This window comes from Archangium sp., from assembly GCF_036277355.1.
GTDB lineage: Bacteria > Myxococcota > Myxococcia > Myxococcales > Myxococcaceae > Archangium.
In genome coordinates this window covers 13,838-40,046 of sequence record NZ_DASUNC010000072.1, presented here as the reverse complement: position 1 = coordinate 40,046, position 26,209 = coordinate 13,838, and the positions used below count along the sequence as shown (strand labels likewise).

22 protein-coding genes are annotated in these 26,209 nt (G+C 71.1%); 11 read left to right on the top strand and 11 right to left on the bottom strand.

The window, feature by feature from the left end:
* Positions 1–302 precede the first annotated feature (302 nt).
* Entirely contained in the window at positions 303–1,436 is a 1,134-nt protein-coding gene (locus VFZ09_RS19115; protein WP_329729040.1) for a right-handed parallel beta-helix repeat-containing protein, read from the top strand.
* 50 nt (positions 1,437–1,486) lie between these two features.
* Here VFZ09_RS19115 and VFZ09_RS19110 read toward each other — a convergent pair whose 3' ends face one another.
* The 3 genes from VFZ09_RS19110 to yedA all read right to left on the bottom strand — a co-directional run bounded on the left by VFZ09_RS19110 (position 1,487) and on the right by yedA (position 4,537).
* The gene (locus VFZ09_RS19110; protein ID WP_329729039.1) at positions 1,487–1,840 is read right to left on the bottom strand and encodes a hypothetical protein; all 354 of its coding nucleotides are present in this window, start codon (positions 1,838–1,840) and stop codon (positions 1,487–1,489) included.
* A gap of 166 nt (positions 1,841–2,006) precedes the next feature.
* Complete coding sequence (glnA, locus tag VFZ09_RS19105; protein ID WP_329729038.1) at positions 2,007–3,428, bottom strand: type I glutamate--ammonia ligase; 1,422 nt, start codon at positions 3,426–3,428, stop codon at positions 2,007–2,009.
* A gap of 188 nt (positions 3,429–3,616) precedes the next feature.
* Positions 3,617–4,537, bottom strand: coding sequence for a drug/metabolite exporter YedA (gene yedA, locus VFZ09_RS19100; protein ID WP_329729037.1), 921 nt, complete (start codon positions 4,535–4,537; stop codon positions 3,617–3,619).
* Between the two features lie 184 nt (positions 4,538–4,721).
* Between yedA and VFZ09_RS19095 the strand changes: the two genes are divergently transcribed.
* The 3 genes from VFZ09_RS19095 (at position 4,722) to hrcA (ending at position 8,287) form a co-directional block, all read left to right on the top strand.
* A complete protein-coding gene (locus tag VFZ09_RS19095; protein WP_329729036.1) occupies positions 4,722–5,924 on the top strand; it encodes a hypothetical protein in 1,203 nt (400 codons plus the stop codon).
* 22 nt (positions 5,925–5,946) lie between these two features.
* Positions 5,947–7,092, top strand: coding sequence for a tetratricopeptide repeat protein (locus VFZ09_RS19090; RefSeq protein ID WP_329729035.1), 1,146 nt, complete (start codon positions 5,947–5,949; stop codon positions 7,090–7,092).
* 160 nt (positions 7,093–7,252) lie between these two features.
* The gene (gene hrcA / locus VFZ09_RS19085) at positions 7,253–8,287 is read left to right on the top strand and encodes a heat-inducible transcriptional repressor HrcA (protein WP_329729034.1); all 1,035 of its coding nucleotides are present in this window, start codon (positions 7,253–7,255) and stop codon (positions 8,285–8,287) included.
* An 89-nt stretch (positions 8,288–8,376) separates the two neighbouring features.
* Here hrcA and VFZ09_RS19080 read toward each other — a convergent pair whose 3' ends face one another.
* A complete protein-coding gene (locus tag VFZ09_RS19080) occupies positions 8,377–10,221 on the bottom strand; it encodes a peptidoglycan-binding domain-containing protein (protein WP_329729033.1) in 1,845 nt (614 codons plus the stop codon).
* Between the two features lie 309 nt (positions 10,222–10,530).
* Between VFZ09_RS19080 and VFZ09_RS19075 the strand changes: the two genes are divergently transcribed.
* On the top strand, positions 10,531–11,310 hold the full coding sequence (locus VFZ09_RS19075) for a DNA/RNA non-specific endonuclease (protein WP_329729032.1): 780 nt from the start codon (positions 10,531–10,533) through the stop codon (positions 11,308–11,310).
* Positions 11,311–11,370: 60 nt separating this feature from the next.
* Here the strand turns inward: VFZ09_RS19075 and VFZ09_RS19070 are convergent, their stop codons facing one another.
* Positions 11,371–12,915, bottom strand: a complete 1,545-nt coding sequence (locus VFZ09_RS19070) for a hypothetical protein (RefSeq protein WP_329729031.1) — start codon at positions 12,913–12,915, stop codon at positions 11,371–11,373.
* Positions 12,916–13,005: 90 nt separating this feature from the next.
* Here VFZ09_RS19070 and VFZ09_RS19065 point away from each other — a divergent pair, with 90 nt between their 5' ends.
* Complete coding sequence (locus VFZ09_RS19065) at positions 13,006–13,767, top strand: alpha/beta fold hydrolase (RefSeq protein WP_329729030.1); 762 nt, start codon at positions 13,006–13,008, stop codon at positions 13,765–13,767.
* 39 nt (positions 13,768–13,806) lie between these two features.
* Here VFZ09_RS19065 and VFZ09_RS19060 read toward each other — a convergent pair whose 3' ends face one another.
* The 3 genes from VFZ09_RS19060 to VFZ09_RS19050 all read right to left on the bottom strand — a co-directional run bounded on the left by VFZ09_RS19060 (position 13,807) and on the right by VFZ09_RS19050 (position 18,706).
* Entirely contained in the window at positions 13,807–16,668 is a 2,862-nt protein-coding gene (locus VFZ09_RS19060) for a carboxypeptidase regulatory-like domain-containing protein (protein WP_329729029.1), read from the bottom strand.
* Positions 16,669–16,742: 74 nt separating this feature from the next.
* The gene (locus VFZ09_RS19055; protein ID WP_329729028.1) at positions 16,743–17,738 is read right to left on the bottom strand and encodes a lipid kinase; all 996 of its coding nucleotides are present in this window, start codon (positions 17,736–17,738) and stop codon (positions 16,743–16,745) included.
* Between the two features lie 110 nt (positions 17,739–17,848).
* Positions 17,849–18,706, bottom strand: coding sequence for an EF-hand domain-containing protein (locus VFZ09_RS19050; RefSeq protein WP_329729027.1), 858 nt, complete (start codon positions 18,704–18,706; stop codon positions 17,849–17,851).
* A gap of 446 nt (positions 18,707–19,152) precedes the next feature.
* Here VFZ09_RS19050 and VFZ09_RS19045 point away from each other — a divergent pair, with 446 nt between their 5' ends.
* The gene (locus tag VFZ09_RS19045; protein ID WP_329729026.1) at positions 19,153–19,758 is read left to right on the top strand and encodes a hypothetical protein; all 606 of its coding nucleotides are present in this window, start codon (positions 19,153–19,155) and stop codon (positions 19,756–19,758) included.
* Positions 19,759–19,761: 3 nt separating this feature from the next.
* Here the strand turns inward: VFZ09_RS19045 and VFZ09_RS19040 are convergent, their stop codons facing one another.
* The 3 genes from VFZ09_RS19040 to VFZ09_RS19030 all read right to left on the bottom strand — a co-directional run bounded on the left by VFZ09_RS19040 (position 19,762) and on the right by VFZ09_RS19030 (position 21,779).
* Entirely contained in the window at positions 19,762–20,475 is a 714-nt protein-coding gene (locus VFZ09_RS19040) for an HAD family hydrolase (protein ID WP_329729041.1), read from the bottom strand.
* Between the two features lie 85 nt (positions 20,476–20,560).
* Entirely contained in the window at positions 20,561–21,328 is a 768-nt protein-coding gene (locus tag VFZ09_RS19035) for a hypothetical protein (RefSeq protein WP_329729025.1), read from the bottom strand.
* Positions 21,329–21,428: 100 nt separating this feature from the next.
* Positions 21,429–21,779 carry a hypothetical protein gene (locus VFZ09_RS19030; RefSeq protein ID WP_329729024.1) on the bottom strand — a complete coding sequence of 117 codons (351 nt, stop codon included), beginning with the start codon at positions 21,777–21,779 and terminating at the stop codon, positions 21,429–21,431.
* A 208-nt stretch (positions 21,780–21,987) separates the two neighbouring features.
* On the opposite strand from VFZ09_RS19030, the gene VFZ09_RS19025 reads away from it, so the two are divergent.
* Genes VFZ09_RS19025 through VFZ09_RS19010 form a run of 4 tightly spaced genes read left to right on the top strand, consistent with a single transcriptional unit; the run spans position 21,988 to position 26,045 of the window.
* Positions 21,988–22,971 carry a site-2 protease family protein gene (locus VFZ09_RS19025; RefSeq protein WP_329729023.1) on the top strand — a complete coding sequence of 328 codons (984 nt, stop codon included), beginning with the start codon at positions 21,988–21,990 and terminating at the stop codon, positions 22,969–22,971.
* Positions 22,968–24,149, top strand: a complete 1,182-nt coding sequence (locus VFZ09_RS19020; RefSeq protein WP_329729022.1) for a hypothetical protein — start codon at positions 22,968–22,970, stop codon at positions 24,147–24,149. Before VFZ09_RS19025 ends, VFZ09_RS19020 begins: the two co-directional genes overlap by 4 nt.
* A 4-nt stretch (positions 24,150–24,153) precedes the next feature.
* Entirely contained in the window at positions 24,154–25,485 is a 1,332-nt protein-coding gene (locus tag VFZ09_RS19015) for an ATP-binding protein (protein ID WP_329729021.1), read from the top strand.
* On the top strand, positions 25,482–26,045 hold the full coding sequence (locus VFZ09_RS19010; RefSeq protein ID WP_329729020.1) for a response regulator transcription factor: 564 nt from the start codon (positions 25,482–25,484) through the stop codon (positions 26,043–26,045). Before VFZ09_RS19015 ends, VFZ09_RS19010 begins: the two co-directional genes overlap by 4 nt.
* Positions 26,046–26,209: the final 164 nt, after the last annotated feature.

Below are 26,209 nucleotides of genomic sequence, written 5' to 3'. Positions count from 1 at the left end.
CGCGGAAACGAGCTGGATGCGCGGGCTGGAAGTGGGAGCCGGCGCGAAGGTGTGGGGCCGTGCCATCGACCGCGGGGCGGGCGCGCTCGCGCAGGCGGTGAGCAGCACCAGGAGCGCGCTCCAGGTTCGCAAGCGCATCGTCACGTCCTTCCATCAATCGAGAGGGGCAGGCTCGAGTCGGGCCCGCTGGGGAGTATGCCAGCTTGCTCCGGCAGTGATGAACGAGCCGTGCTCAGCGGCAACCGCACCTCCCCCCTCGGAGTGTATGTTGGCGTTCCCAACACACTTCCCTGGAACTCCGCATGCCCTCTCATGAGACTCCTTCGCGCCGTCCCTGGCTGATGCTGCCCGTGGCCCTGGCGCTCGCCTGTGGTGGCGCCGCTGACGTCGTGGAGGAGGTGCGCCTGGCGCAGGAGCCGCTGACGACGCTGGCGGATCCCACGGCCTGTAGCGCCAACAGTGGGGCCGGGCCCTTCCGCGTCTACATGTCCACCAGCGGCAATGACGCCAACTCCGGGCGCGCGTCGAGCAGCCCCGTGCTCACCCTGAGCCGGGTCCAGGACATCCTCCGGACCGCGGCCCCAACCTGCCCCACCGAGGTGCGCATCGGGACAGGCACCTACTACGGGCAGACCGTGGCCTGGAGCTACGTGTCGGGCCATGAAATCAAGTTCATGCCGGCCGATGGGACCAGCGCCGTGCGTCCCGTCTTCGATGGGTGCTCCTCGGCGAGCGGCGCCTGCACGCAGGGCACGTGGTTCACGCTCGGCAATTCCTCCGGCGTCCAGTCGAAGCTGCACTTCTGGTACCTCCGCGTCCAGCGCTACAACACCGCCATCAGCTTCAACGGCCAGCGCGACAACCTCGCGGGCTACAACGGCGGCAACCGCATCTACGGCTGCTACTTCGAGCGGATCGGCAATGGCTGGGCGGGCGCCACGAGCCATGCGCCCAGCACGGCGGCCGTGCGGCTGGTGAACTCGGACGACAACGTCATCGAGAACAACCACTTCTACAACATCACCAACGCGACAAGCCCGGGCCTGCTCCACGCCCTCTACGTCGCGCACAAGTCGGATCGCAACTCCATCCAGCGCAACGTCTTCGAGAACGTGTCGGGAGACGGCATCCGCGTGCGTGACTACTCCAACTTCAACATCATCAACGAGAACCGCATCACCCGGGCTGGCAGCCATGGGTACTCGGAATGGTTCTGCGACTCGGCCCAGCGGACCGACTGCACCCTGGCCACCGAGTGCCGCTCGTATCAGAACGAGTTCCGCGACAACACGCTGGATGGAACCTCCGCCTGCGAGCCCATGCCCACCTGGGTGTACTACCAGACGGACTACCCGGCGAACTGCACGCGGCCGCAGCTCGACCCGCGCCTGCGCACCAGCGGCAACGTGCAGACCGCCACACCCTGCTCGCTGTGAGTCATGGGCGGCCCGGGCCGCGCGCCCGCCGTGGGCCACGGCATTCGGCTTCAACGTCCGCGCTGGGCGCGGAACCACTCGGCATAGGGCGTGTGCTCCACGCGGCGGCGGTTGAAGTCCGGGGTGCCATCCGTCCACCACGGCGGCCCCCGCTCCCCGAGCGCCACCTTCGCCCGGTGCACCCGTGCGCGGGCCTCGGCTTCCGCCTCCGCGTCATGCGCCCGCAGCGCCTGGCCCACGTCCCGCCTCGCGTGCATCAGTGCCTCCACCAGCAGCGCCCGCTGTTTCTGCCCGAGCGTCGGGTTGGAGCGCCTCCAGAGCTGCCCATCCACCACGATGTAACGGCCATCCGGTGTGGTGAGCGGCCCGGTCTTCAATACGGTGGACTCGCGTGGGAATGACATGGGGGGCGATGGGGTGACCCCATGTTTCCCCGGGATGCGCTTCGTGTGCAATCAGGGGGACCCGATACCCTCACCCCGTCCCTCTCCCGAGGGGAGAGGGGAAGTGGGCTCCGTGGGGCACTGGGCCTTCTGGCTCGCGGGCCTTCTGGCTCGCGGGCCTTCTGGCTCAGATGTCGAAGTAGAGCTGGTACTCCATCGGGTGCGGACGCAGGCGGATGGCGTCCACCTCCTTCTGCTTCTGCTCGATCCAGCTGTTGAGCGAGTCCTCGCTGAACACGTCCCCCTTCAGCAGGAACTTGTGGTCCTTCTTCAGGCAGTCCAGCGCCTCCTCCAGCGAGCCCGGCATCTTCGGCACGTCCTTGAGCTCCTCCGGCGACAGCCCGTAGATGTCCTTGTCCAGCGGCTCGCCCGGGTCGATCTTGTTCTCGATGCCGTCCAGCCCCGCCATCAGCTGCGCCGCGAACGCCAGGTACGGATTGCAGCTCGGATCCGGCGAGCGGAACTCCAGCCGCTTCGCCTTCGGGCTCGCGCTGAACATCGGAATCCGGATGGACGCGCTGCGGTTGCGGCTCGAGTACGCCAGGTTCACCGGCGCCTCGTACCCCGGCACCAGCCGCTTGTACGAGTTGTTCGTCGGGTTGCAGATGGCCGCCAGCGCCCGCGCGTGCTTCAGGATGCCGCCAATGTAGTGCAGCGCCATCTCGCTCATGCCCGCGTAGCCCTCGCCCGCGAACAGCGGCTTGCCCCCCTTCCACAAGGACTGGTGCGTGTGCATGCCGCTGCCGTTGTCCCCGTACAGCGGCTTGGGCATGAACGTCACCGTCTTGCCGTGCCGCGCCGCCACGTTCTTCAGCACGTACTTGAACCACATCAGGTTGTCCGCCGTCTTCACCAGCGTGTCGAAGCGGAAGTCGATCTCCGATTGGCCCGCCGTCGCCACCTCGTGGTGCTGGCGCTCCACCGTGATTCCCACCTCCCCCAGAATCCGGCACATCTCGTCGCGCATGTCGTTGTGCGCGTCCGTGGGCATCAGCGCGTTGTAGCCGTCCTTGAAGCCCGGCTTGTAACCCAGGTTGCCGCCCGGCTCCTCCCGGCCCGAGTTCCACGCCCCCTCGATGGAGTCCACCTCGAAGAACATGTGGTGCGGCTCCGTGCTGTAGCGCACCCCGTCGAAGATGAAGAACTCGGCCTCCGGCCCGAAGAACGCCGTGTCCGCCAGGCCCGTGCTCTTGAGGTACTTCTCCGCGCGTGACGCGATGTTGCGCGGATCCCTCATGTACTGCTCCTTGGTGATGGGATCGCTCACGTTGCACAGCAGCACCAGCGTGGGCGTCTGCGTGAAGGGGTCCATCACCGCCGTGTTCGGATCCGGCACCACCAGCATGTCCGAGTTGTGGATCTCCAACCACCCCTTGATGGACGAGCCGTCGAAGCCCAGGCCCTCCTCGAAGATGCCCTCGGTGAGCTCGTGCAGCGGCACCGCGAAGTGGCGCCAGCGGCCGATGAAGTCGATGAAGCGCAGGCTCACCATCTGCGTGCCGTGCTCCTTCGCGTACGAGAGCACGTCCTTCGCCGTCTTGTTCGTCATAGGGGGCGCTGTCCTTTTCCGCCGGGTGGTTGTCCCAAGGCGTCGCGGACACTAGGAACGCGCCCCTCCAGAGGAAAGAGGTACCTGCGCACGGCGTGACACTCCGCCCGCGCCCCATCAGTGCGCGGGGGTGCCACGTCCAGGTGATGACACTCGGGCTCGAGGCCGGGCCCGTCCGGGCGGGGTTTTCAGCGCTTCGCGCGGGTGAGCAGCACCACCGAGCCGAGGATGGCGCCCATGGCCAGCATGCCCCAGGTGCTCAGCGACTCGCCCGCGAGGAAGGTGCCCAGCAGCACCGCCACCATCGGGTTGACGTAGGCGTAGCTGGTGGCGAGCGCCGGCCGCGCGTTGCGCAGCAGGTAGCCGTAGGCGCTGAAGGCCACCAGCGAGCCGAAGAAGACCAGGTAGAAGTAGGCGCCGAGGGCGCGGGGCGAGGGCAGGGCGGTGAGGCGCTCGCCGAGCAGGAAGCTGATGAGCAGGAAGAGGGCGCCGCCGGTGAGCATCTGCGTGGCGGTGGACATGAGCCCTTGCGCCATGGGCAACTTGCGCGACCAGATGGAGCCGAAGGCCCACGTGATGGGGCCCACCAGCAGCGCGAAGGCCGCCCACACGTTGCCGCTCATGTCGCTGCCAAGGTTGAGCAGGATGAGGCCGCAGAAGCCGATGGCCAGGCCCCAGCGCTCGGCGCGCCCCGGCCACTGGCCGAAGAGTCCGCCGAAGAGCGCCGCCCACAGGGGCACGCTGCCCACCACGAGCGCAGCCACGCCCGAGGGCACGTACTGCTGCGCGAACACCACGCCGCCATTGCCCATCACCAGCAGCAGCGTGCCGATGAGGGCCCCCGCGCCCCACTCGCGCGCCGAGGGGTTGGCGTACCCGCGCACCCGCAGCACCGTGTAGAGGATGAGGCCCGCCAGCGAGAAGCGCAGGCCCGCCATGAGGAAGGGTGGAAAGCCCCCCTGCAGCGCCCAGCGGATGGCCAGGTACGTCGAGCCCCACACCACATAGAGCGCGAAGAGGCAGAACAGCAGCATCCCGCGGTTGGGATCCGCGGGCGTGGACTCCGCGGGCAGCGCCGCGGCCGGAATCGAGGAGGTGGCGGAGGACAAGGCGCCGCGCTTTTAACGCCGCGCTCCGGGCCCGGCGATGTAATTCCTCGGCCTACCCTGCGGGGCAGTGCTCGGCTGCCTGCCTCACATCCGCCGCCGGGCGAGTCTGTTCCGCGACACCCGCGCCGGGGGGCGATGGAGGCGTTCGCAGTGGCTCCCTACGGTGGCGCGGGGAGGAGACACCGTGAGTGGAACCCGGACGGGCTGGCGGGCGTGGTTCGCCTGCGTCACCCTGATGCTGGCGGGTTGTACGTGCTCCAAGCGTCCAGGCGAGGAAGGCACGGGAGGCTCCGGAGAGCCCGCGCCCCTGGGCCAGGACTCCACCCGGCGGGAGGGGAGGGAGATCGTCCTGGAGGTGCTCGACGTCTCCGTGGAAGGCGAGGGCGCGGAGGCCTCGGGCACCTCCTTCGTCACGGGCGAGCCCATCACCGCGCGCGGCCGGGTGCGCAACGCCGGGGAGCTGGAGTCGCGCATCCAATGGAGCCTCCAGCCGGTGGGGCCTCACACCGGGCCCGCCACTCCGGCCGAGAAGGAGGGGACCGAGGCCGTCTTCCGCGCCAGCTCGCGCGTGGGCACCCGGGGCAACCGCGAGCCCAACCCGCCGCTGGAGTACGAGCTGGTGGCCTCGCTGCCCCTGGAGGGCGGGGAGACGCTCGAGGTCCGTCTGCCCCCCACCACCTTCCTCCGCCAGGAGGAGGACGATGTGCTGCGCCAGGAGTACGTGGACTTCGGCACGCGCTTCCAGCCGGGCCGCGCCCTCATCTCCATTCCGGGCCGCCCCGTGCTCAACACCGGCAACTACACCGTCATCGCCGAGGCGGAGGCGGGCGGGCTCTCGCGCCTGTTGGACCAGATGGACGAGCGCGTCCGGGCCCTCTTGCAGAACGACGTGCAGGAGAAGCCGGTGGGCACGCGCGGCCTGACATCGGCGACGGTGGTGGTGTCGCCCGGAGCGCCCATCCTCACCGTGGGCGCGCTCGGGGACACGGACCCCCAGGGGGATGATGTCTGCTCGGGCCCCCGCGTGGGTGGACGGTGCGCCGGCTCCATCCTCGCCGGGGCCAATGGCATCGCCGACACGCGCGCCAACAACCGCGAGACGCAGGTGAAGCTGGAGGACTTCGTCAGCAGCGCCTTCCGCAACCCGCAGCGCAACCGCGCCGCCGGCTCGGCCACCCTCAACAGCCGCCACACCCGCGGCAGCGCGTTGGACATCGACCCGCGCCGCATGTCCATCCCCGGCAAGACGCCTCAGCAGTTGATGTGCATCGTCGAGGCCGCCGGAGACACCGTCGTCGGCGAGCGCGACTCCTTCACCGAGCGCGGCGCCACCCTCTTCCTCGCGTGCGACAGCCCGTCCGCCGACCACGTCCATGTCCAGCGCTGAGGCCCGGAAAGGAATCGTGCCCATGGCTTCCCCTCGCTTGCCCCTCTTCGCCTGTTGCGTGTTCCTGGCGTCCGCGTCCGCGGCGTGGGCCCAGCGGCCTCCCACTCCGGCCCCCGCTCCGGCTCCGGGCCGCTTCTCCGCCGTCGCGCCTCCCCGCTACGTGCCCGCCCCCGTCTCTCCGGCGGCCCGGGCGGCGCTGCGGCTCCACCAGGAGGGCTGCCAGGCCGAGGCCTTCGACGACGCCACGTGCGACAAGGCCGTGCGCCAGTTGGAAGCCGTCGTGCGCGAGGACCCGCGCCAGCTCGACGCGCAGCTCGCGCTCGCGGATGCCGTCTGGAACCAGGCCTTCCGCCAGCCCGAGGGCTCTCCCGAGCGCACCCGTCTCCGCCAGCGCGCGCTCGAGCTCTACCAGCAGCTGGTGGACCTGGGCGTCCCGGATGCCCGGCCCTACTACGGGCTCAGCGTCCTCACGCGCGACCCGGACACCCGCATCCAACTGCTGCGCCGCACCCTGGCCCTGGCCCCCAAGCACCCCGAGGCCCACAAGGACCTGGCCGGGCTGCTGCTCACCCAGGGCCAGGTGGACGAGGCCGTGCGCGAGTACCGCACCCACCTCTCGGTCCGCCCCTACGAGGGCCGCGAGGTCGCCCTCGAGGACATCCAGTTCGCCGACAGGCTCGCCGCCGCCGGGCGCGTGCGCGAGGCCGCCCAGGTGTACGACGCCGTCTGGGACGCCACCGGCAACGAGCCCCGCTCCGAGCGCTGTCAGATCTTCAAGGCCGTGGACCTCGACCCCTACGAGCGCATCGGCGCCCGCTTCGCGCGGCAGCTGGGGGAGCTCCGGGCCGCCTGCGCCGGCTCGCCCCGCCTGGAGGGCGCGGTGGAGCTGGAGCGCCAGGGCCGGGACGCCGCCGCCCTCCAGGAGCTGGAGCGCCAGATTCAGGAGAACCCCGTGCCCGTGGAGCCATACCTCGCGCTGCAGCGCCTCCACCTGAAGCAGGGCCGCGTGGACGAGGCCGCCGCCGTCATGGCCCGCTACTTCCGCCAGGAGAAGGACCCCGAGGAGCGGTGCCGACACTTCCGGACACTGTCCCCCCGGACGACGCGCGCCCTGGAGCCCGGCCTTATGAATGAGTTGGACCGTGCCTGCCGCGCCCGGCGGCCCTGAGCCGTGTGGGGACAGGTATGGGCTCGCGGGGGCTGCCCGCTCTGCCGCCGGGAGGGCGGGGGATTGAACCGTGCCCTCCACCTTCTTAATGTTTCAGGGCATTCTCGACGTCTTCACCCAGTCCGGGTGCAGCGTCGTCGTTGGGGAGTGTGAGACAAGGATGTCCGAGGAGCTACTGGGAGAGCGCGAGAAGGAAGTCCTCCGCGCTGTCGTTCAGGAATACATCTCCACCGGCGGCCCGGTTGGCAGTCAGCACCTGGCGCGCCGCGCGGAGTTCGACGTCTCTTCCGCCACGCTGCGCAACGTGCTCGCGGACCTGGAGGAGCTCGGCTTCCTCGAGAAGCCCCATACCTCCGCGGGCCGCGTTCCCACGGATCGGGGCTACCGCTTCTACGTGGACACGATGGTGCGGCTGAAGGATCCCGCGCCGAGAGACCGCGAGCTCATCCACGCCGGGCTGGCGCACGAGTCGGGCATGGAGGAGCTGCTGTCCGAGGCCTCGCGCCTGTTGCACTCGCTCACCCGGCACGCGGGAGTCGTCGTCACCCCGCGCCCGGACGTGGCCATCTTCCAGCGGATTGAATTCGTCCGGCTGCGCGAGGACCGGGTGCTCGCCATCCTGGTGGGGCAGAACGGCCAGGTGCACAACAAGCTGCTGGTGGTGGACTTCCCCATCACCTCGGACGAGCTGCTCAAGGCGAGCAACTACCTCTCCGAGCTGCTCCACGAGGTGACGCTGGAGGAGGCGCGCGAGCGCATCCGCACCGAGCTGGACCAGGAGCAGGCGCTCTACAACGCGCTGACGTCCAAGGCGCTCAAGCTGGGCGCGGCCGCCACGGACCTGCAGACGGGCGAGCGCGTGCTCATCGAGGGCACCGGCTCGTTCCTGGAGCAGCCCGAGTTCGCCGACGTGGAGCGCATGCGCGCGCTCTTCAAGGCGCTCGGGGAGAAGCACAAGCTGCTGTCGCTGCTGGACCGGGTGCAGCGCGCGCGGGAGATGCAGATCTTCATCGGCACCGAGAGCGAGTTCTCCTCGGCCGGTGACGTGACGGTCATCGCGAGCCCCTACGGCAGCCGCGAGCAGGTGCTCGGCACGGTGGGCGTCATCGGGCCCACGCGCATGAACTATCAGCGCATCATCCCCCTGGTGAACTTCACGGCCCAGGTGTTGTCGATGGCGCTCGACAAGGTCTGAGCCCCACGGGGGTCCGGACGGGGTCTCGGACCCCTCCACCGGCCCTCCCCGCCCCAGGAGGAGCGGCGGAGGAGGGCCGTTGAAGGGTGCTACTGGAGGGCACCCGGAGGCACCAGCAGCACCACGTCCTTGGCGTCGCCGTAGATGATGGGGGGCATCGGCTCGTAGTTGTGCGTCACCCGGCCGCCGTCGCGCACGATGCCCATGTCGTTGCCATACGGGCCGTCGTTGTAGTCCCAGCCGTGCCGCGTCTGGAAGATGAGGGCGCCGCTCGGAATCTGCCCCGCCTGCGCCATCCGCTCGTACGCGTCGGCCGGGATGACGTGGGCCTGGACGGTGCCGAACGCCGGGCTGTGGATGGTCTCCTGCCGCGAGCCGGGCAGCGGGACGGACACCCAGCCGGCCTCCCGCATCATTCGCACCATGGCGCCGCGCGGGTTGTTGGGGTCCGCCGCGGTGCCACCCGGGAAGTTGGGCACGCCCAGCGCGTCCATGTTCTCGAGCGTCGTCGCCACGCAGGAGCTGGTGGCGCCATTGCTGAGCGGGCCCGTGGCCAGCCGCTGGAGGATGGGGTGGTTGGGGTTGACGTTGCCCGTCACCGGACCGGCGGTGGCCGCCTTCTTCAGCGTCGCCAGCGTGGTGGCGCCCACCTGTCCCTCCATGCCCGGAGGTGGCACGAGGCCCCGGGTCCGCTGGAAGTTCGACACGGCCTCCGCCGTCTGCTGGCCGAACTTGCCGTCCGCCTCCACGCCGAGCATCCGCTGCAGCTCCGCCACGCTCTCGCCCTGCATGCCCTGCCTCAGCACGCCCTGGCCGTTGGCCACGTCGGTGAGTGACGGCGCCGGCTTCCACTGGGTGGTGCCTGGGGTCGCGGGGGTGGGGGCCGGGCCCTGGGTGGTGGGGGGCGGGCGGGAGGTGTTGCCCGGGGCCTCCCGGCTGACGACGGCGGCGAGCGCCTCGGTGCGGCGGAGCTGGTCGGCGCGCAGCCGGTCCACGTCGTTGCCGAAGCCGGGCGCATCCAGCTGGCCGGTGGCCGGGTCATAGTAGGACTGGACCCGCACCTCGACGATGTTCTCCGGCGTCACGCCCTTGCGCGCCAGCTCGGGCAGCTGATCCAGGAAGCCGCCGGGGCCGTTGGCGGCCAGGGGCGCCTGGGTGAAGGTGTCGAAGTAGGCGGCGGCGAGCAGCGGATTGCTCGGGTCGAGCCCCGCGGCGCGCGCGGCGGACTCGAAGCTGGGGAGTTGCTCGCGGAAGCGCGCGAGCTGCTTCTGATCCGCCTCCTGCGGAGAGGAGGCGCCGTGCTGGTAGGAGAAGGTGCCCTGGTTGTGGACGCCGTTGCCGGGGTCGGTGTGGCCGTAATAGGCCTGGGTGGGGCTGCCATCGAGCGCCCGGTTGCCCTCGGCGTGGCCGATGGCGCGGGAGATGAGCGAGTCCGGGCTGCGCAGCTGCGCGTTCAGGTCCACCCCGCCGCCCACGGCGCCGCTGGCCGCGGCCTTCTCCAGCACCTGGAGGGTGGTGGGCCCCACGTAACCGTCCTGGCCCGGCGGCGGCTTGAGGCCGGTGGACTGCTGGAAGGTCCGCACGGCCGCGCGCGTCGCCTCACCGAACTTCCCATCCTGCTCGGCCGCGGGCAGGCCCAGAAGGCGCTGCAGGTCTCGCACCGACTCCCCCTCCATGCCGGGCCCCAGGAGGACCTGTCCGCCCCCGCGGCGCACGTTGTCCAGGGTGGGGGCCGGCGTCCACTGGGCCGGAGGCGCGGCGGCCAGGAGCCGGGCCGCCGGGGTGGTGGAGGCGGCGACGAAGGCGTCGGTATTGCGCACCTGCTGAGGCGAGCCCGTGGCCGTCGTGGGGGAAGCCGGCGGCGCGGTGGGCGCGGGCGCCTCCGGCGTCTGGGGGCGAAGCGTGGGCGTGCGGGGGGCGTCGTTGATCTTCATGGGAGCACCATTCCTTTGCCGGGGGGCAAGCAGCGGTTGCGTCCGGACGGGTTCCTCCCGACACCAGCACAAGGGCGTCACTGCATCGTCATCTGCTCCCCCCCTCCGGCTGCTCCTCCCGTGTGATGGGAAGCTCGCATGCGCCGGGGCCGCCGCGGGGGACGCATTCTTCCGGGAATGGAGATTCGGTGTGATTTTTGCATAATCAGTTTCTGGCACATCTTTCCCGCAATCGTTGCAATCCGGCTCTCATTTTCTCGATAGTCGAGAGGCCGCAACGAACCCCCCCCAGAGGAAGGACCCGGAAGAATGCGCCCCCTGAACACGCTCTCGCTCGCGGTGGTGTCTGGCCTGTTGCTTGGCGGTTGTGGAGTCTCGACGACGGACCTGGGGGGCGACGGGGTCGCCAGCCAGATGGAGCAGGACTTCGGAGGCCCGGACGGGCTCATGGCGTTCTTCCAGAGCCACACGGAGGAGGAGATCCGCGAGGCGCTGAAGCCCTACGGCATCGGGTACGTGGTCCGCCCGCGGGTCACCGAGATGGCGATCAGCGACTGTCCGAAGTACTTCCCGACGGCGGACCGGAACATCTGGCACAACTTCGATGGCGAGTACTACCTCATCGACGGCTCGGGCCGGCCGAGCCGGGCGTACAAGTACCTGCCGCCCATCACCGCCGCGGCGCGCATCGACTCGTGCCAGTTGAGCGTGGGGCAGTGGGGCGACGCGGAGAACCCCAGCAACGACTATGACGGCGGCCACATGATTGGCTCGCAGCTCGGGGGCTGGGGAGGCCGGGCGAACCTGGTGCCCCAGGATGCGAACTTCAACCGGGGCAACTGGGTGACGCTCGAGAACAAGGCGGCCAAGTGCGGGAGCCTGCCGAGCGGGCGGATCCGCTACTACATCGGCGCGAACTACCCGAACTCCACCGCGCTCATCCCCAACACCATGACGATGGAGCTGCGCAACCAGTCCACGGGGAGCTCCGTGGCCCTGTCCTTCCAGAACGTGGACTACGGCGGCACCAACGGCACGAACGAGAAGAACCGGGGCGTGACCTGGCTGTCGAACCAGGGCTGCATCTGAGGCGTCCGCGCCGGGCCGGCGCCCCCGTCGCCGAGACGGGGGGCGCCCCATGCGTCTGCGTCAGAAGGGCTCCACCCGCCCATCGAAGACGCGGACGCGGGTGCCGTCGAACCGGGTGAGCTGGAAGAAGGCGTCGCCCTCGTTGAAGGTGAAGCTCATCTCCTGCAGGAGCCCGAGCGCCACGCGCTCTCCGAGCAGGAGGGACTCGCAGGAGTCGGTGCGCCAGTGCACGCCCGCGGCGTTGCGGAAGAGGGCGATGTTGCCGGCCAGCTTGTTGAGCTCGCCGCCCACCGTCATCTGCGCGGCGTCGGCCCCCGTGTAGGCCACCAGGGCGGTGCCATCCGCGTTGGCCATGAGCGGGTTCTCGATGGGCGCGGTGTCATCGAAGTACGCCTTGAGGAGGGTGGCGCACGCGCCGGAGAGGGTGGCGTGGCCCGCGCCGTAGGCCGGGTGGAGCGGAGCGCCCTCGGGGTAGGCCTGCGGGAGGAGGAAGGAGCCCCAGCGCTCGGAGAAGTACGGGCTGAGCACGCCGGTGGACAGCGAGTTGAGGAGGGAGGTGTCCAGCGGGTAGGTGCGCCGGCCGGACAGGTGGTTGTCGACGCGCCCGCCGTACTCCTCGGGGCGCAGCCGCCGGTGCACGCCCCACTTCTGCCACCACACGGCGCGCCCGGCCCGCCCGGACACCTCGATGAGCAGCTGCAGCAGGTGGATGGGCCCGAAGGTGGCGAAGCCCACCTGGGTGCGCGAGTCCCCCGCGGTGCCCGGCGGGTCATAGGGGTTGCCCTGGTCGCAGGGGAACTCCTTGTCCACCTGGGGCCGGCTGGCGCCCATGCCCGCGAGCTGGTTGCCCAGGGGCTCGGAGAGCAGCAGGAAGGCGGTGTTGAGGTACGCGTTCACCACCTGGTCGAAGTGGACGAAGTTGGCCCCGTCGCGCAGGTCGCGGATGAAGCGGCGGCCCGTGGTGTCGAACTGGTCCTTGCCCCGGTCATCCCGGCCGTTCTGCACCGGCAGCCAGTCCTCGGTGAAGCGGGTGAGGTAGTCGGCGGTGGCCCCCACCTGAGGGAAGCCCTTCACCGTCCACTGCCGCTGGTCGATGACCTGGGCGCCGTAGGTGATGAAGCCCTCGTCGGCGTCGCGCCCCTGGCCGTCCGGCTTGCGCGGGTCGCTGTTGCCCTTGCAGAGGAACTGGGAGACGTAGGGCCCCACCTGCTCGCCGGGGAAGATGCCGCGGAAGAGGTTCTGCGCGGTGACGGTGGGCGTGCCGCCGAACAAGGGGAGCTCGGTGGAGAGCGAGCGGATGGCGCGCTCGATGATGCTGTTGGCGATGGCCGCCTCGGAGGCGTAGCTGGAGAAGGGCACGTCGCGGGCGAGCGCCATCCAGTACAGCTCGCCCATCTCCGCCGCGGCCCGCTTGCTGTCGAAGCGCGGCGCGGGCGGCTGGGTGACGGCCTGGGCATCCGGGCCCGACAGCTCGAAGGCGAGGCCGGCCTGCGGATTGACGAGCTTGATGGCCCCCGAGGGCTGGAGGATCTCCTCGTCTGCGCCTTCGCCATGGAGCACCCCGAGGGAATGTCTGGCGATGATTCTCGGGGCGGAGTCTGACATGATTTGACGCCGTGGGATGGATGATATGTGTTTGGAATGAGATGGTCTGGCCAGGTGTTCGATTCCTGGCACTGCAATCGAGGAGCACGCATGCACGAGGCGCGGACGTTCGAGCTCAACGGTATCGAGATGCACTGTGAGATTCGCGGTGAGGGCGAGCCGCTGGTGTTGCTGCACGGCGGCACGGGCGCGGGCAGTGACTGGCGCTACGTGTTCGATGCGCCGCTCGAGGGGTACCGGACCCTCGTGCCGGACCTGCGCGGCCACGGACGCTCGACGAATCCCTCCGGGACGCTCACCTTCCGCCAGGTGGCGGGGGATGTACTCGCGTTGATGGATCGCCTCGGCATCGAGCGCTTCAAGGCCATCGGGATGAGCATGGGGGCCAAGACGCTGCTGCATGTGGCGACCGCTCAGCCGTCACGCGTCGACGCGATGGTGCTCGTGAGCGCGACTCCGTACTTTCCCCCGCAGGCCCGGGCGCTCATGGCGCGGAGCACCGCCGATACCTTGAGCGATGGGGAGTGGACGCTGCTGCGGCAGAAGCACGTCCACGGCGATGAGCAGATCCGCGCGCTGTACGCGCAGATGCGGGCGCTCAAGGACAGCCATGACGACATGAACTTCACGCCGCCGTACCTGTCGACGATCTCCGCCCGGACGCTCATCGTGCATGGGGACAGGGATCCGCTGTATCCGGTGGACCTGGCGGTGGAGATGTACACGGCCATCCCGCGAGCGGCACTGTGGGTGGTGCCGAACGCGGGACATGTCCCTGTTTTCGGTCCGATGGCCCCGCGCTTCCGGGAGACGGCCCTGGAGTTCCTGAATATTCCCTCTCCCGGAGGGTGAGGGGAGATTGACGCGTGGTCAGCACATGTTTCCCAGGGCTCAATCCGCCCGGGTCAACAGCAGCGTCTGCTCCACGCCGCCTTCGCGCCGCACCGTCACCTGCACCGGTGTGCCGGGCGCGCCCTGGGTGCGGCGCTCCGCCTCCGTACGGTTGCGCACCACCTGCCCATCCACGGACAGCAGCCGGTCCCCCACGCGCACGCCTCCCCGGGCCGCGGGGCCCTCCGGCGTCAGCCACGCGATGGACACCTGCCCCTGGTTGTCGCTGAAGCCCGCGCCCACGCTGCCCGCGTTCGCCTTGCGCGCCGTCACCTGCACGTCGCCGACGTCCACCGCCTCGCTCGCGGCCACCGTCACGGTGCGCGTCTCCGCCCTCCCCTCCGGCGCGAGCATCTGCACGGTGTTCGCCCCGGGCGTCACGTCCTCCAGGCGGAAGCGGCCGTCGGGTCCCGAGTACGCATCGGCCTTCGAGCCCGGTGCCCGGTCCAGGTAGAGGCCCACGCCCGAAGCCGGTGCGCCCGAGGGGCTCCACACCACGCGCCCCGAGATGGAGGCCGCGCCGCCCGTCAGCGGCACCTCCACCTCCGCGCGCTGTCCCGGCGAGAGCGTCACCTGTGCCTCGCCCGTGCGCCCGTCCGTGGTGCGCACGCTCACCTTCAGCGGCTGTCCCGGGGCGTCGGTGAGCAGGAACTCGCTCCCGGGGAACGTGCGCTGCGTGTCTCGGGCCCACGCCGGCACCGAGCCGTCCGCGTTCAGCAGGCGCAGCGTGAAGCCGCTCGGCGCGGCGCCACTGCGCGCCACCACGCGTCCGCGGAGCGTGGCCGCGGGTTGGAGCTGGAGCTTCAGCTCGCCCGCGCCCTCCGGGATGGGCAGGGGAACACTGAGCCGGCCCGCGTTGTGCGCCTGCAGCGTCAGCGTGGTGGGCTGGGGGTGGGGCGGCACGCCGAAGCGTCCCTGCTCGTCCGCGTCCACGGGAATGGAGAAGGGGAAGTCGCCCGCCTGCGTCGCCACCACCAGGGCCCCGGGGCTCGGCGCTCCCGAGGGCTCCAGCACCACGCCGTGCAGCCCGCGCTCGTTCAGCAGCGTGAGGTCCATCGTCACCGAGGCGCCGGGCTCCACCGTCACCGCCGGGTCATCCACGTGGTGGTAGGTGTAGCGGGCTCCCGGCAGCACGGCGGTGAGCTGGTAGACGCCCGCGCGCAGCTCGAGCTGGTAGTGGCCCTCGGCGTCCGTCTCGGCGAGGCCCATGTCCACCAGGCCGCCGGAGCCCTCCTTCGCCATCGCGCGCACCACGGCGGGCTCGGGCAGCGGCGCGCCCGAGGACTGCGTCACCCGGCCCCGCACCATTCCCGTCTCCGCGAGCGTGAAGTCCACCCGGCCCCGCGCGCCCGAGGCCAGCTGCGTGGTGCGGCTCGTCCACACGGCCGAGGCGTCCTGCTTCGCCTGGACCCGCACCGTGCCCACCGGCAGTCCTTCCAGCAGGAAGGCGCCCTCGGCGTCAGTGCGCGTGTAGAGCTCCTCGCCCGAGGCGCCACGCAGCAGGCCCGCGCGCACGCTCACGCCGCCCAGCGGCCGTCCCTGTCCATCCGCCACCGTGCCCTCCACCGACGCGGTGCCCTCCAGGCGGAAGTCCGCCACGGTGTACCGGTCCGCCTCCACCACCAGCCCCCGGCTCGAGGTGTCCGTGTGGCCCGGGGCCAGCACCCGCACGTCGTAGTCTCCCGGCGGCAGCTCCAGCGCGTACTGGCCCGAGGCGTCCGTCCGCGCGCGGCCCAGCTCTCCGCCCGCACCGGCCGGGCTCGCCACCAGCCATGCGCCCTCCACGGGCCCGGCGTCCGCCACGCGCGTCACCGTGCCCGCGAGGTGCCCGGAGGCCCCGAGCCGCACCGTGATGTCGCGCGCCGTCTCTCCTGGCCCCACGATGATGAAGCCCGGTGCTCGCCCCACCTGTCCGCCCCTGCGGGCCACCACCCAATACGTTCCGCTGGACACCTCGAGCGAGAAGCCTCCACCCGCGCCCGTGGTGGTGCGGAAGTCCGTGGGCCCGCCCAGCACCCGCACCTCCGCGTCCCGCGCTGGCTGTCCGTCCGCGCCCACCACGAAGCCCTCCAGCGTGGAGGCCGGCCACAGCCCCACCTCCAGCTCGCCCGAGGCGGGCACCGCGACGAAGCGCATCGTCCGGCGGCTGAAGCCCGGCGCCTCCGCCACCAGCGCGTAGCGGCCCGGCGCGAGCCCCGTGAAGCCGAAGTGCCCCCGCGCATCGCTCGTCGCTACCGCCACCTCCTCGGGCAGCGCGTGGGCCTGGGCCGAGGGGGTTCCCGGCTCGGTGTAGGGGCGCAGCGTCACCTCGGCGAGGGGCACCGGCTCTCCGCGGCCCTCGGCCACCGTGCGCCCTCGCAGCGAGGCACCTGGGGGCAGGGACAGCTCCACCACCGTCTCGGGCTCGCCCCGGTGCCGGGGCACCTCGCGCCGCGCGGGAGCGTGGCCCTCCGCCTGGGTGCTGAGGAGGTAGAGGCCCGGGGCCGCCGGCAGCCGCAGCGTACCGTCCTCCGCTGTCGTCCCCTCACCGGCTCGGCGCCACGAGGGCTGGCCCGTGTCGTCCTCTGGCCCCTTCAACCAGGCGCGCACCCTCGCTCCCGGCACGGGCGCACCCGAGGCCCTCACCCGCACCACGAAGCTGCCATCGGCCAGCGTCGCGGGGATGTCGAGCGGCGGCGTGGGGCGGGGCGAAGCGCGGGCCGGCGGGGTGCCCGTGGAGCCGGGGCGAGCGGTGGCCCGAGGGCCCACGGCCGCCGTGCCGGAAGTCTCCTCGCCCAGCGTGGGGCGGAGCCACAGCAGGAGGAGCGCCGCCACCGAGAGGGCCGCGGCCACGAGGAGCGGGAAGAGGGGACGTTGGCGCACGGGCTTCTCCGCGGGGAGGGATGACACCCCACGGAGAGACTACCCGTGAAACCGGCGTGCGCCGAAATCCCGGCTCAGTGCGGGGTGGGCGCGGGCGCGTAGACGCGCAGGGCCGCGGGGGCGAGCTCGAAGCGCACCGGCGTGTGGCCGATGATCTCCCCATCCGCGTTGATGTCCTGCGCGGGCCGCGCATCCACGTACAGGTGCGTGCTGTGCACCGAGGTGACGGCCGGGTGACTCACGTGCTCGCCCCGGCGCAGGGACAGGGCGATGCGCGCCAGGGTGGAGACGTCCTGCACGTGGCCCAGTCCGGTGCCCTCGCGCCCGGACTCGGCCGAGGGCGCGGCGATGGTGTAGGCATCCAGCCGGCGGTCATCCAGGCGGGACTCGGGCGTCACCACGTTGCCCGCGCCGTGGTAGCGCCCGTTGCCCACCACGAGCTGGAGCACGTCCAGCTCCATCTCGCCGCGGTCGGTGGTCATGCGCACGTGGAAGGGCTGGTGCTCCCAGAGCTCGGCGACGGCGGCCACGGGGTAGGCCAGCTTGCCGGCGCGCCGTTTGAGCTGGGGCGTGAGCCGCCGGGCGATGGCCGAGGCCAGGCCGAGGCTCACCGCGTTGAGGAAGGGCCGTCCGTTGGCGAGCCCCACGTCCACGCGCGCCGTGTAGCCCGCGGCGATGACGTCGCAGGCGGCCTCGAGCGTGGGCGCGATGCCGAGCGAGCGCGCGAAGTCATTGCCCGTGCCCAGCGGCAGCACGCCCAGCGTCACGTCGCGACCGAGCAGCCGTTGGACCGCGGCGTTCAACGTGCCATCCCCACCGCCGATGAAGATGCGCCGGACTCCGGCGTCCAGGGCCTCGCGCAGCACCCGGTCCATGTGCTTCTGGCGCGAGAGCCGGTGGCAGGCCACCAGGGGGATGCCTCGGGCCGCGAGCGCGGCGCGGGCGGCCGGGAAGGCCTCCTTGCCCATGCGGCACTTGCTGTTGACGACGAGCAGCGCGGGCCCCTCGTCGAGGGCACCGCGCTTGGGGGGCTCCGTGAGTGCGACCTCTGGAGAAGCTTCGTCGGCCATTACCAGCAAGGGTGCGCACGAGCGATCAGGGCAGCCAGGAGGACAGTGTACGTCTGGCCATCCCCGCCGCCTCCCTCCCAGGGCAGGCGAGGGAGCGAGGGGTGCTGAGCTCAGTGGGCGCCCTGGCCCTCGATGATGCGGCGCTGGAGCTCCTGACGCAGGGGCAGGGCCTCCTCGGGGCTCAGGCGGCCGTCCTTGTTGGTGTCGTACTGCTCGAGCACGGCCTGACGGCGGGCGCGCGCGGCGGCGAGGCGGTCCTCACGGAGCTGCGCGCGCTCGGTGAGCTCGAGGATGCCGTTGCCGTTGGTGTCGTACTCGGCGAGCAGCGCCTGGCGCTTCTGCTCCCAGGCGGTGCGGAGGGCCTGGCGGGCGGCCTGGCGCTCGGCCTCATCGAGGGTGCCGTCCTTGTTGGTGTCGTACTTCTCCAGGGCCTGCTGGCGGAGGCGCTCGCAGCGGGCCTCCATGGCGTCGACGAGGGCGGTGCGCTCCTCGGTGGACAGCGCCTTGTCACCGTTCTCGTCGAAGGCCCAGCGCACGCGCCAGAAGGCCCAGTGGCGGACGCGCATGCCGGCGCGGAGGAAGCGCGGGGAGCCGGTCTGCGCGGCGAGGTCGTCCTTGAGCGCCTTCAGCTCGGTGCGGTTGAGCGAGCCATCCTGGTTGGCGTCGTACTTCTGCAGCACCTCCTGGCGGCGGGCGCTGAAGTCACAGATGCCGGGCTCGTCGGTGGTGGGCTCGGTGGCGGTGTCCACGTCCTCGGCGCTCATGGAGGTGAGCGCCTCGGTGGAGGCATCGGCCACGGCGTCGGCGCCGATGTCCCCGGACTCCTCGGAGGTGGACAGGAAGGCCGAGACCTCGCCGACGACGAGCTCCTCCTCCTGCGCGGCGTTGTTGCAGGCCACGGTGGCCAGCGGGAGGGTGAAGCAGAGGGCGGCGGTGAGCAGACGGCGGTAGGGCGTGGTGCGGTTCATGGGTTCTCTCCGAGGGCCGTTGTTCGGCCTCGGTCCCATGAACCCGGGTCCCGCGAGTTGGTTGCGGGCGGGATTATTCCGCTCGTTTCCAGGTGGGCCCGCGCAGGGGGGAGCCCTTCGGATTCCGCTGTGATTTCGGGTAGATATGCTTGCGGACCCGTATGGACATTCGCGCCGTTCGCGTTTACGAGGTCTCCCGGGGTGTTTACACTTGAGTCAGGTGTGCAGGGAGAGATGAGCGTGGACGCTGATGACCCCCGGGAGCAGCGTGGACTGTACGGTGCCAGGCCGAGCAAGAGTGCTGACACGGCGCGGAGGCGTCAGTTCGAGCGCCTGGCGGCGATGACTCCTCGAGAGCGCGTCATCCTGGCGCTTTCGCTCAAGGAGCGTGCTCGTCTCATGGGCGTAGCAGCCGGTCGTCCCCAATTGAGAGATGTGACTCGCAAGTGAGTGACTCGAAAACCATCGATCGGGCAGAGCGCACCATCCAGGTGGCTGAGCGGATTGCCGAGACCCTGCATCAGCATCAGATCCCATCAGCGGTCATTGGTGCCGCGGCGCTCGCCGTTCACCTCTGCCCTCGCTACACCGAAGATTTCGACCTGGCGATCAACATCAATCCGTTCCCGACGATGCGTCGTGTGGAAGAGGATCTCCGCCGACAGGGGTTCGAGGTCGCGTTCGATCCTCCTGATGCTGGCGATTCTCTCGGTGGAGTGCTGCGAGTCACAGGAGATGACTTCGACCTGGTGGAGGTCGTGAACTTCCAGAATCCCTGGCCAGGAGCGCGCGACTGCACCGTGCTGGCCCGGGAAGCCCTCCTCGAAGCCAAGGTGGAGCTGAGCCCAGAGAGCCCGTTGCGCGTCGTCAGCCTGCCCTACCTCATCGCATTGAAGCTCTACGCGGGAGGGCGAAAGTCGACGAACGACGTTCTCGAGCTCCTCGAGCGCAATCGGGAGCTCCTGGACCTCGCCGGGCTGCGTGACGTGTGCAACCGTTACGGGCTCGGCGCGGCGCTGGAGCCCCTGCTGACGGAGCTCGGCTTCGCGTAGCCGTCAGCGCGGCTCCTCGTCCTTGGCGGCGGCCACCGCGTCCGCGGCCCACGGCCAGGTGTCTCGCGAGGACTCGTAGTGCGCCAGCAGGTCCGCCGGGTCCTCGTAGATGGCGCGGCAGCCCGCCGTGCGCAGATCCTCCTCCGGGAAGCCTCCGCACAGCACGCCCACCGTGGGCACTCCCGCCTTGCTCGCCGCCAGCGCGTCGTAGGGCGTGTCCCCAATCACCACCACCGTGCGCGGATCCGGCCGGCCCAGCCGCTCCAGCGCCGCCTCGAAGATGTCCGGGTGCGGCTTGGACTTCGACGCGTCGTCCTTCGACGTCTCGCCGTCCAGCATCCCCTGGATGCCGCACAGGCGCAGGTAGAACTCGAGCTCGTCCCCCTTCGCGCTGGAGGCCACCGCGAGGCGCAGCCCGTCCTTGCGCAGCCGCTGGAACAGCTCGCGCACCCGCGGGAAGGGGCGCAGCTTCGGCATGAACTCGCGCTGGAAGAGCGTGGAGCGGAAGTCGCTCAGCTCCTGGCCGAACTTCTCCAGCTCGTCCTCCGTGAAGAAGACGGGCATCAGCTGGTCCGCGCCCTTGCCAATCTGGCTGCGCACGTGCGCGAAGGGCACGTCGCGGCCGAACTCCAGGAAGGCACGTCTCCAGGCCTCGGCATGCTCGTCCACCGAGTCCACCAGCGTGCCATCCACATCGAAGATGACGTTCTCCACCAGGGCCATGACCTCGCGCTCCTTCCCGGTGGGGAAGGTGGGGACGCTCCCCGGGGCCATCAACCCCGTCCGGACGCGCGAGCGCCCCCTACCGCCCGCCGAGCGCCGCGAGCGTCTTCGTCTCAACGTCGTAACCCCCGGGCGCGCTCAGCGAGAACGTCTCCGCGGGCAGGGCGGGGTTGAGCTCCACGCGCGACAGGGACGTCTCGGCCACCTGCTGTCCGCCGCCCCACTGTGTCAGCCGCCTGGGAACGCACAGGCCGAGAGCCTGCTCGCAGTGCTCCTCCTCCACGCGCAGCTCCGCCGTGTCCCCGCCGCTCCGGGTGCGCTTGCCCAGGAAGTCCATGGCCGGCCAGCGCAGCACGTACGTCACCTCCACGTCCGTGCCCGCGGGCTTCACCGTCAGCTCCACCGCCTCGGGGCCCTGGGGGTGCTGCGTCCGGCGCGCGCTCACGCCCTGGCCCGGCAGCAGCGGCACGCGGAAGCCCTCGGGCGCGAAGGGCGCGAAGAGCGCCGTGAGCACGCCCGCCCGCTCCCCGGGCCCCAGCCCCCCTTCATAGGTGCGGAACTTCTTCGCCACGTCGTCGCGCTCGAAGAGGTGCTCCCCGTCCCAGGCGAAGGCGCGCACGGCCGGCGTGCCCAGCGTCCCCAGCATCTTCCGCGGCGCGCGGTAGGCGAACTGGAAGTCCATCGTCTGGCCCGCCTCGCGCGCGGTGCCCGCCAGCGCGTAGCTGGTGAGCTTGCCGTCGCGCGCGGCCAGGCGCTGCCGGGCGTCGGCGAGCAGGGTGGACGAGTCCTCACCCCGGCGGCAGCCGGCGAGGACGAGCAGGAGCAGGGACAGGGGGCGGACGGACATGGGACTCGGAGAGGGGCGCTCGGGAGGGCGCTGAAAAAGCAGAAGGCCCCGCTGTCGCCAGGGGGCCCTCGCACACTACCGTGGAAACGGTGGTGGCTGACTACTTCACCGCCACGCCCGTCGCCTGCGAGTAGGTCAGGCTGAGGATGGTGCCGGTGAGGGCGAAGATGCCGTGACGCGGCGTGGTGGAGGCGCCCAGCAGCTGCACCTTGTTGCCGCCCATGGCCTTGGCCTCGGCCACCAGGAGCTTGTTCACCACGGTGTCCAGGTCGCTCTGCACCAGGTCGATCACGTGGAAGATGGCGGTCAGGCCCAGCGCGGTGCCCTGGATGACGGCGATCGGCTCGCCACCCGCGGCGGACACCTCGTTGCCCGAGACCACCGCGGTCTCCACGCTCGTGCACGCCACCAGGCTGCTCGCCAGAAACGCCGAAACAATGGCCTTCTTCATCGTGTGCTTCCCTCCGGTTGGACGCTGGGGCGCACTGACCATTCGGTAGACCAGGCCCCCAACAGGTCGATGGGTCTTCAAGCTGCCGGGCCGTCGTAGCAAAGGCACCTTTCAAGTCAAGCAATGGATCTTCCAACCCCCCTTCTCCGCCCACTGGGGGCCGGGCCGCATTGAAATACCGGCCCGCCGTGGCTACCCCCTCCCTTCCATGGAGAGCGCGCCCGCCCGAGTCGTCAACCGCCCCTGGTTGCACCTGCTGCTCTTCGTGCTGACCGTCGGCACCACCTCGCTCACCTTCGACAACCTCTTCCTCGGGGCGTCGCTGCCGTGGAGCGCCCGCCTCTCCGAGGCGCTGACCTTCAGTGTCGCGCTGCTGACCATCCTCGGGGCGCACGAGATGGGGCACTACCTGCTGGCGCGCGTGCACGGGGTGGACGCGTCGCTGCCCTACTTCATCCCCTTGCCCTACCTGGGGGTGGGCACCCTGGGCGCCGTCATCCGCATCCGCGGCCGCATCCCCACCCGCAACGCCCTGGTGGACATCGGCGCCGCCGGGCCCCTGGCCGGCCTGCTCGTGGCCCTGCCCTTCCTCCTCTGGGGCCTGGCCCACTCGCCCGTGGTGGACGTGCCCCCGGTGTCCTCCTCCTTCCCGGGCCGCACCTCCCTCTGGTGTCTGGGCGGGGACTTCCTCCAGTGGCTCCAGGTGAAGCTCTCCCTGGCCCCGGCCTCCCCGGCCCGCGACGCCCTCCCCCAGCACGCCCTGCTCATCTTCGGGGACGGGCTGCTGATGCGCGGGCTGAAGTGGCTCGTCCTGGGGCCGCTGCCCCCCGGCAAGGGCCTGCAGGAGCACCCGGTGGTGATTGCCGCCTGGTTCGGCCTGCTGGTGACGCTGCTCAACCTCGTCCCGGTGGGACAGTTCGATGGTGGACACCTCGCCTACGCCCTCTGGGGCGGACACGCCCGGTGGGTGGGCAAGGCCATGGCCCTGGTGCTGCTTTTCCTCACCCTGTTCTACACGGTGACCTGGGGCCCCTGGCTCCTGGTGGCCACGAAGGTGGTGGGATTCGGTCACCCGGAGGTCACCCGACCAGCCGAGCCTTTGGGACTCGGGCGGAAGCTGGTCTGCGCGGTATGCTTCCTCGCGCTGGTGGGGTGTGCCATGCCCGTGCCCATCCGAATGGAGATCTGGTGAAGTACTTCTGCGAGGCTTGCGAGCGGCTCGTTCCACCGGCGTCGTTCCGGATGGAGGACGGTCTGCTCGTGGTCAAATGCTCGCGCTGCAAGGTGGAGATGCGCAGCGTGCCCGAGCAGGTGGAGGAGCCAGGCGCAGCGGCGGCCTCCAAGCCGGCGAAGTCGAAGGCCTCGAAGGCGGAGGAGTCGTCCGAGCCCGTCATCGCGCTCGGCGAGAGCGAGGCCGAGCCGGACCCCATCGAGAACGAGCCCACGCGGCGCGTCTCGGTGCCGGCGGAGCTGCTGGCGGCCATCGAGAACGAGGCGCGGGAGAGCCGCCGCAAGTCGAAGGAGTCCGGGCCGGAGAAGACGCCCGTGCCCGTGGCGGCCGAGCCGGCGAAGACGCCCGCCCCGGCGCCCGTGGGGGTGAAGCCGCAGGTGCCCGAGCCGGTGGTGACGAAGTTCCAGGCCCCCGAGCCCGTGGCGGCCAAGGCCCCGGCCCCCGAGCCCGCGCCGTCCAGGCCCCGGCTGGCCATGTCGGAGACGGCGGCGGCGAACCTGATGGTGCTGCGGCTCTCGGAGGTGCAGCAGCGCGGCGGGGGCGAGACCACGGTGGTGCCGCCGGTCCCGGAGCCCGTGCCGGCGAAGGCCTCGGGCGTCCAGCTGCGCCTGGTGCAGGACGCCTCGGCGCCCGCCGCTCCGTCCTCTTCCTTCTCCTCGTCGTCGGAGGATCCCTTCATGCCGCCGGCGGGCTACTGCCCCAAGTGCATCGGCGTGAAGAAGGACGGCGCGGTGGTGTGCCCCTACTGCGGGCTGGACTACGCGCGCTTCCGGCCCGAGGAGTCGCGGCCCTCCGGGGCGGTGGCCTCCACGTGGTTGGGCGTGGTGGAGCTGTGGGAGAGCAAGGGCGCGCACGACAAGGTGCTGGCGTTGGCCTCGGAGCGCGGGGAGCTGGCCGCGCTGGGCCGCCTGTACCGCATCCGGCTGGCCCGCCACCCCGAGGACACCATGGCGCAGCGGGGGCGCGAGGAGGTGCTGCGGCTGGCGGCGGCCAGCTCCACCTTCATGGCCACGCCTCCGCCGGACAAGGGCACGAAGATGAAGATGGCGGGCCTGGGCCTGCTCTTCCTGCTGCTGATGATCGCGGCGGTGGCGATCGGCGCCCAGGTGAAGCGGATGCTGACGACGGGGACGCCGTAGGGCGGTGCGGGACGCGCAGGCCATCAATCTCTCCTGGCTGCTGAGGCTGCGCTGGGGGGCCGTCGTGGGGCAGGCGGCCATCATCCTGGGCGTGCACTTCGGGCTGGGGATGGCGCAGCGGCTGGTGCCGCTGTTCGCCACCATGGCCGTGGCGGCGGTGAGCAACGCGGCGCTGGGGCTGTGGGCCCGGCGCGAGCGCCCCATCCGCGAGCGGCTGCTGTGGGCGGTGATGGCGCTGGACGTGGCGCTGCTCACGGTGCTGTTGGACTTGAGCGGAGGCCCCTTCAATCCCTTCAGCGCGCTGTACCTGGTGCACATCGCGCTGGCGGCGGTGGTGCTGCGCGCGGGGTGGACGTGGGCGCTGACGGTGCTGGCCATCGCGAGCTTCGGCGCGCTCTTCGTGGACCACCTGTGGTTCCCCAGCGCGGGGGGCGAGCTGTCGTCGGCGCACCCGCAGCACCACATCCATGACGTGCGGATGCACCTGGAGGGGATGTGGGCGGCCTTCGCGCTGGCGGCGGGCTTCATCGTCTACTTCGTGCAGCGGGTGACGCGGGCGCTGGCGGCGCGGGAGGCGGAGTTGGTGGCGGCGCGGGCGGCGGCGGCGCGCCACGAGAAGCTGACGGCGCTGGGCACGCTGGCGGCGGGGGCGGCGCACGAGCTGTCCACGCCGCTGTCCACCATCGCGGTGGCGGCGCGGGAGCTGGAGCGGCAGTGGACGCGGACGGGCGCGGAGGCGACGGCGCTCGAGGACGTGCAGCTCATCCGCCAGCAGGTGGCGCGCTGCCGGGACATCCTGACGCAGATGACATTGGACGCGGGGGCGAGCCAGGGCGAGTCCATGGTGGAGCGGGCGCCCGCGGCCCTGGTGGAGGAGGCGCTGGAGGGGCTGCCGGAGCGGGAGCGGGTGCGCACGGAGCTGGACGCCCGGACGTGGGAGGAGCGGGAGCTCGTCCCGGCGCACGCCTTCGCGCGGGCCATCCGGGGCGTGGTGAAGAACGCGCTGCAGGCGTCGGGGCCGGGGAAGCCGGTGCGGCTGGGGCTGGTGCGCGAGGCGGCGGGGTGGCGGCTGACGGTGGAGGACTCGGGCGAGGGGATGCCGGCGGAGGTGCTGGCGCGGGCGGGCGAGCCCTTCTTCACCACCAAGGCGCCGGGGGAGGGGATGGGGCTGGGACTGTTCCTCACGCGCGCGGTGCTGGAGCAGCTGGGGGGAGGGCTGGTGCTGCGCTCCACGCCCGGGCAGGGGACGACGGTGGTGCTGACGTGGCCGGCGGGGGGGCTGCGACAATCCGCCGCGTTGCCTGCGGGGGCGTCCCGGGTGAAGCCAGGGACATGACGAGCCCGACGAGCCCGACGCCCGGCCATGCGCCGACGCTGCTGCTGGTGGACGACGAGGCGGTGTTCCGCGAGCGGCTGGCGCGGGCCTTCCGCGAGCGCGGCTTCGAGGTGAGCACGGCGGGCTCGTATGACGAGGCGCTCGGGCTGGCCACGAAGGAGTCACCGGAGCTGGCGCTGGTGGACCTGCGGATGCCGGGGCGCGGAGTGCTGGAGCTGGTGCGGGCGCTGCACGCGTTGGATGCGTCCACGCGCATCATCGTGCTCACGGGCTACGGGAGCATCGCCACGGCGGTGGAGGCGGTGAAGCTGGGGGCGTTCAACTACCTGCCGAAGCCGGCGGACGTGGATGACCTGCTGCTGGCCTTCTCGAGGGGTCCGGGCGAGGGGGCGCAGGTGACGGAGGACTTCCAGCCGCCGACGCTGGCACGAGCGGAGTGGGAGCACATCCAGCGGGTGCTGACGGACTGTGGAGGCAACATCTCCGAGGCGGCGAGGCGGCTGGGCCTGCACCGGCGCTCGTTGCAGCGCAAACTGCAGAAGTACCCGCCCGCGCAGTAGCCGTCATCAGGAGTCCTGGGGCTCCCCCACATCCCCTCGCCCTCCGGGAGAGGGACGGGGTGAGGGTATCGCGAGCCCCGGGTTCTCCCCGTGGGGTGACGGACCTCACATCCGGGCCGTGATTCCGCGCACAGCCCGGGAGCGGTGCCGCTGGCACCTTGGTG

Coding starts and splice junctions, on each gene's coding strand:
- VFZ09_RS19080 (WP_329729033.1), bottom strand. CDS start 10,221: ATGAAGATCAACGACGCCCCCCGCACGCCCACGCTTCGCCCCCAGACG.
- VFZ09_RS19050 (WP_329729027.1), bottom strand. CDS start 18,706: ATGAACCGCACCACGCCCTACCGCCGTCTGCTCACCGCCGCCCTCTGC.
- glnA (WP_329729038.1), bottom strand. CDS start 3,428: ATGACGAACAAGACGGCGAAGGACGTGCTCTCGTACGCGAAGGAGCAC.
- VFZ09_RS19110 (WP_329729039.1), bottom strand. CDS start 1,840: ATGTCATTCCCACGCGAGTCCACCGTATTGAAGACCGGGCCGCTCACC.
- VFZ09_RS19035 (WP_329729025.1), bottom strand. CDS start 21,328: ATGTCCGTCCGCCCCCTGTCCCTGCTCCTGCTCGTCCTCGCCGGCTGC.
- VFZ09_RS19010 (WP_329729020.1), top strand. CDS start 25,482: ATGACGAGCCCGACGAGCCCGACGCCCGGCCATGCGCCGACGCTGCTG.
- VFZ09_RS19070 (WP_329729031.1), bottom strand. CDS start 12,915: ATGTCAGACTCCGCCCCGAGAATCATCGCCAGACATTCCCTCGGGGTG.
- VFZ09_RS19030 (WP_329729024.1), bottom strand. CDS start 21,779: ATGAAGAAGGCCATTGTTTCGGCGTTTCTGGCGAGCAGCCTGGTGGCG.
- hrcA (WP_329729034.1), top strand. CDS start 7,253: ATGTCCGAGGAGCTACTGGGAGAGCGCGAGAAGGAAGTCCTCCGCGCT.
- VFZ09_RS19115 (WP_329729040.1), top strand. CDS start 303: ATGCCCTCTCATGAGACTCCTTCGCGCCGTCCCTGGCTGATGCTGCCC.
- VFZ09_RS19075 (WP_329729032.1), top strand. CDS start 10,531: ATGCGCCCCCTGAACACGCTCTCGCTCGCGGTGGTGTCTGGCCTGTTG.
- VFZ09_RS19025 (WP_329729023.1), top strand. CDS start 21,988: ATGGAGAGCGCGCCCGCCCGAGTCGTCAACCGCCCCTGGTTGCACCTG.
- VFZ09_RS19055 (WP_329729028.1), bottom strand. CDS start 17,738: ATGGCCGACGAAGCTTCTCCAGAGGTCGCACTCACGGAGCCCCCCAAG.
- VFZ09_RS19065 (WP_329729030.1), top strand. CDS start 13,006: ATGCACGAGGCGCGGACGTTCGAGCTCAACGGTATCGAGATGCACTGT.
- VFZ09_RS19090 (WP_329729035.1), top strand. CDS start 5,947: ATGGCTTCCCCTCGCTTGCCCCTCTTCGCCTGTTGCGTGTTCCTGGCG.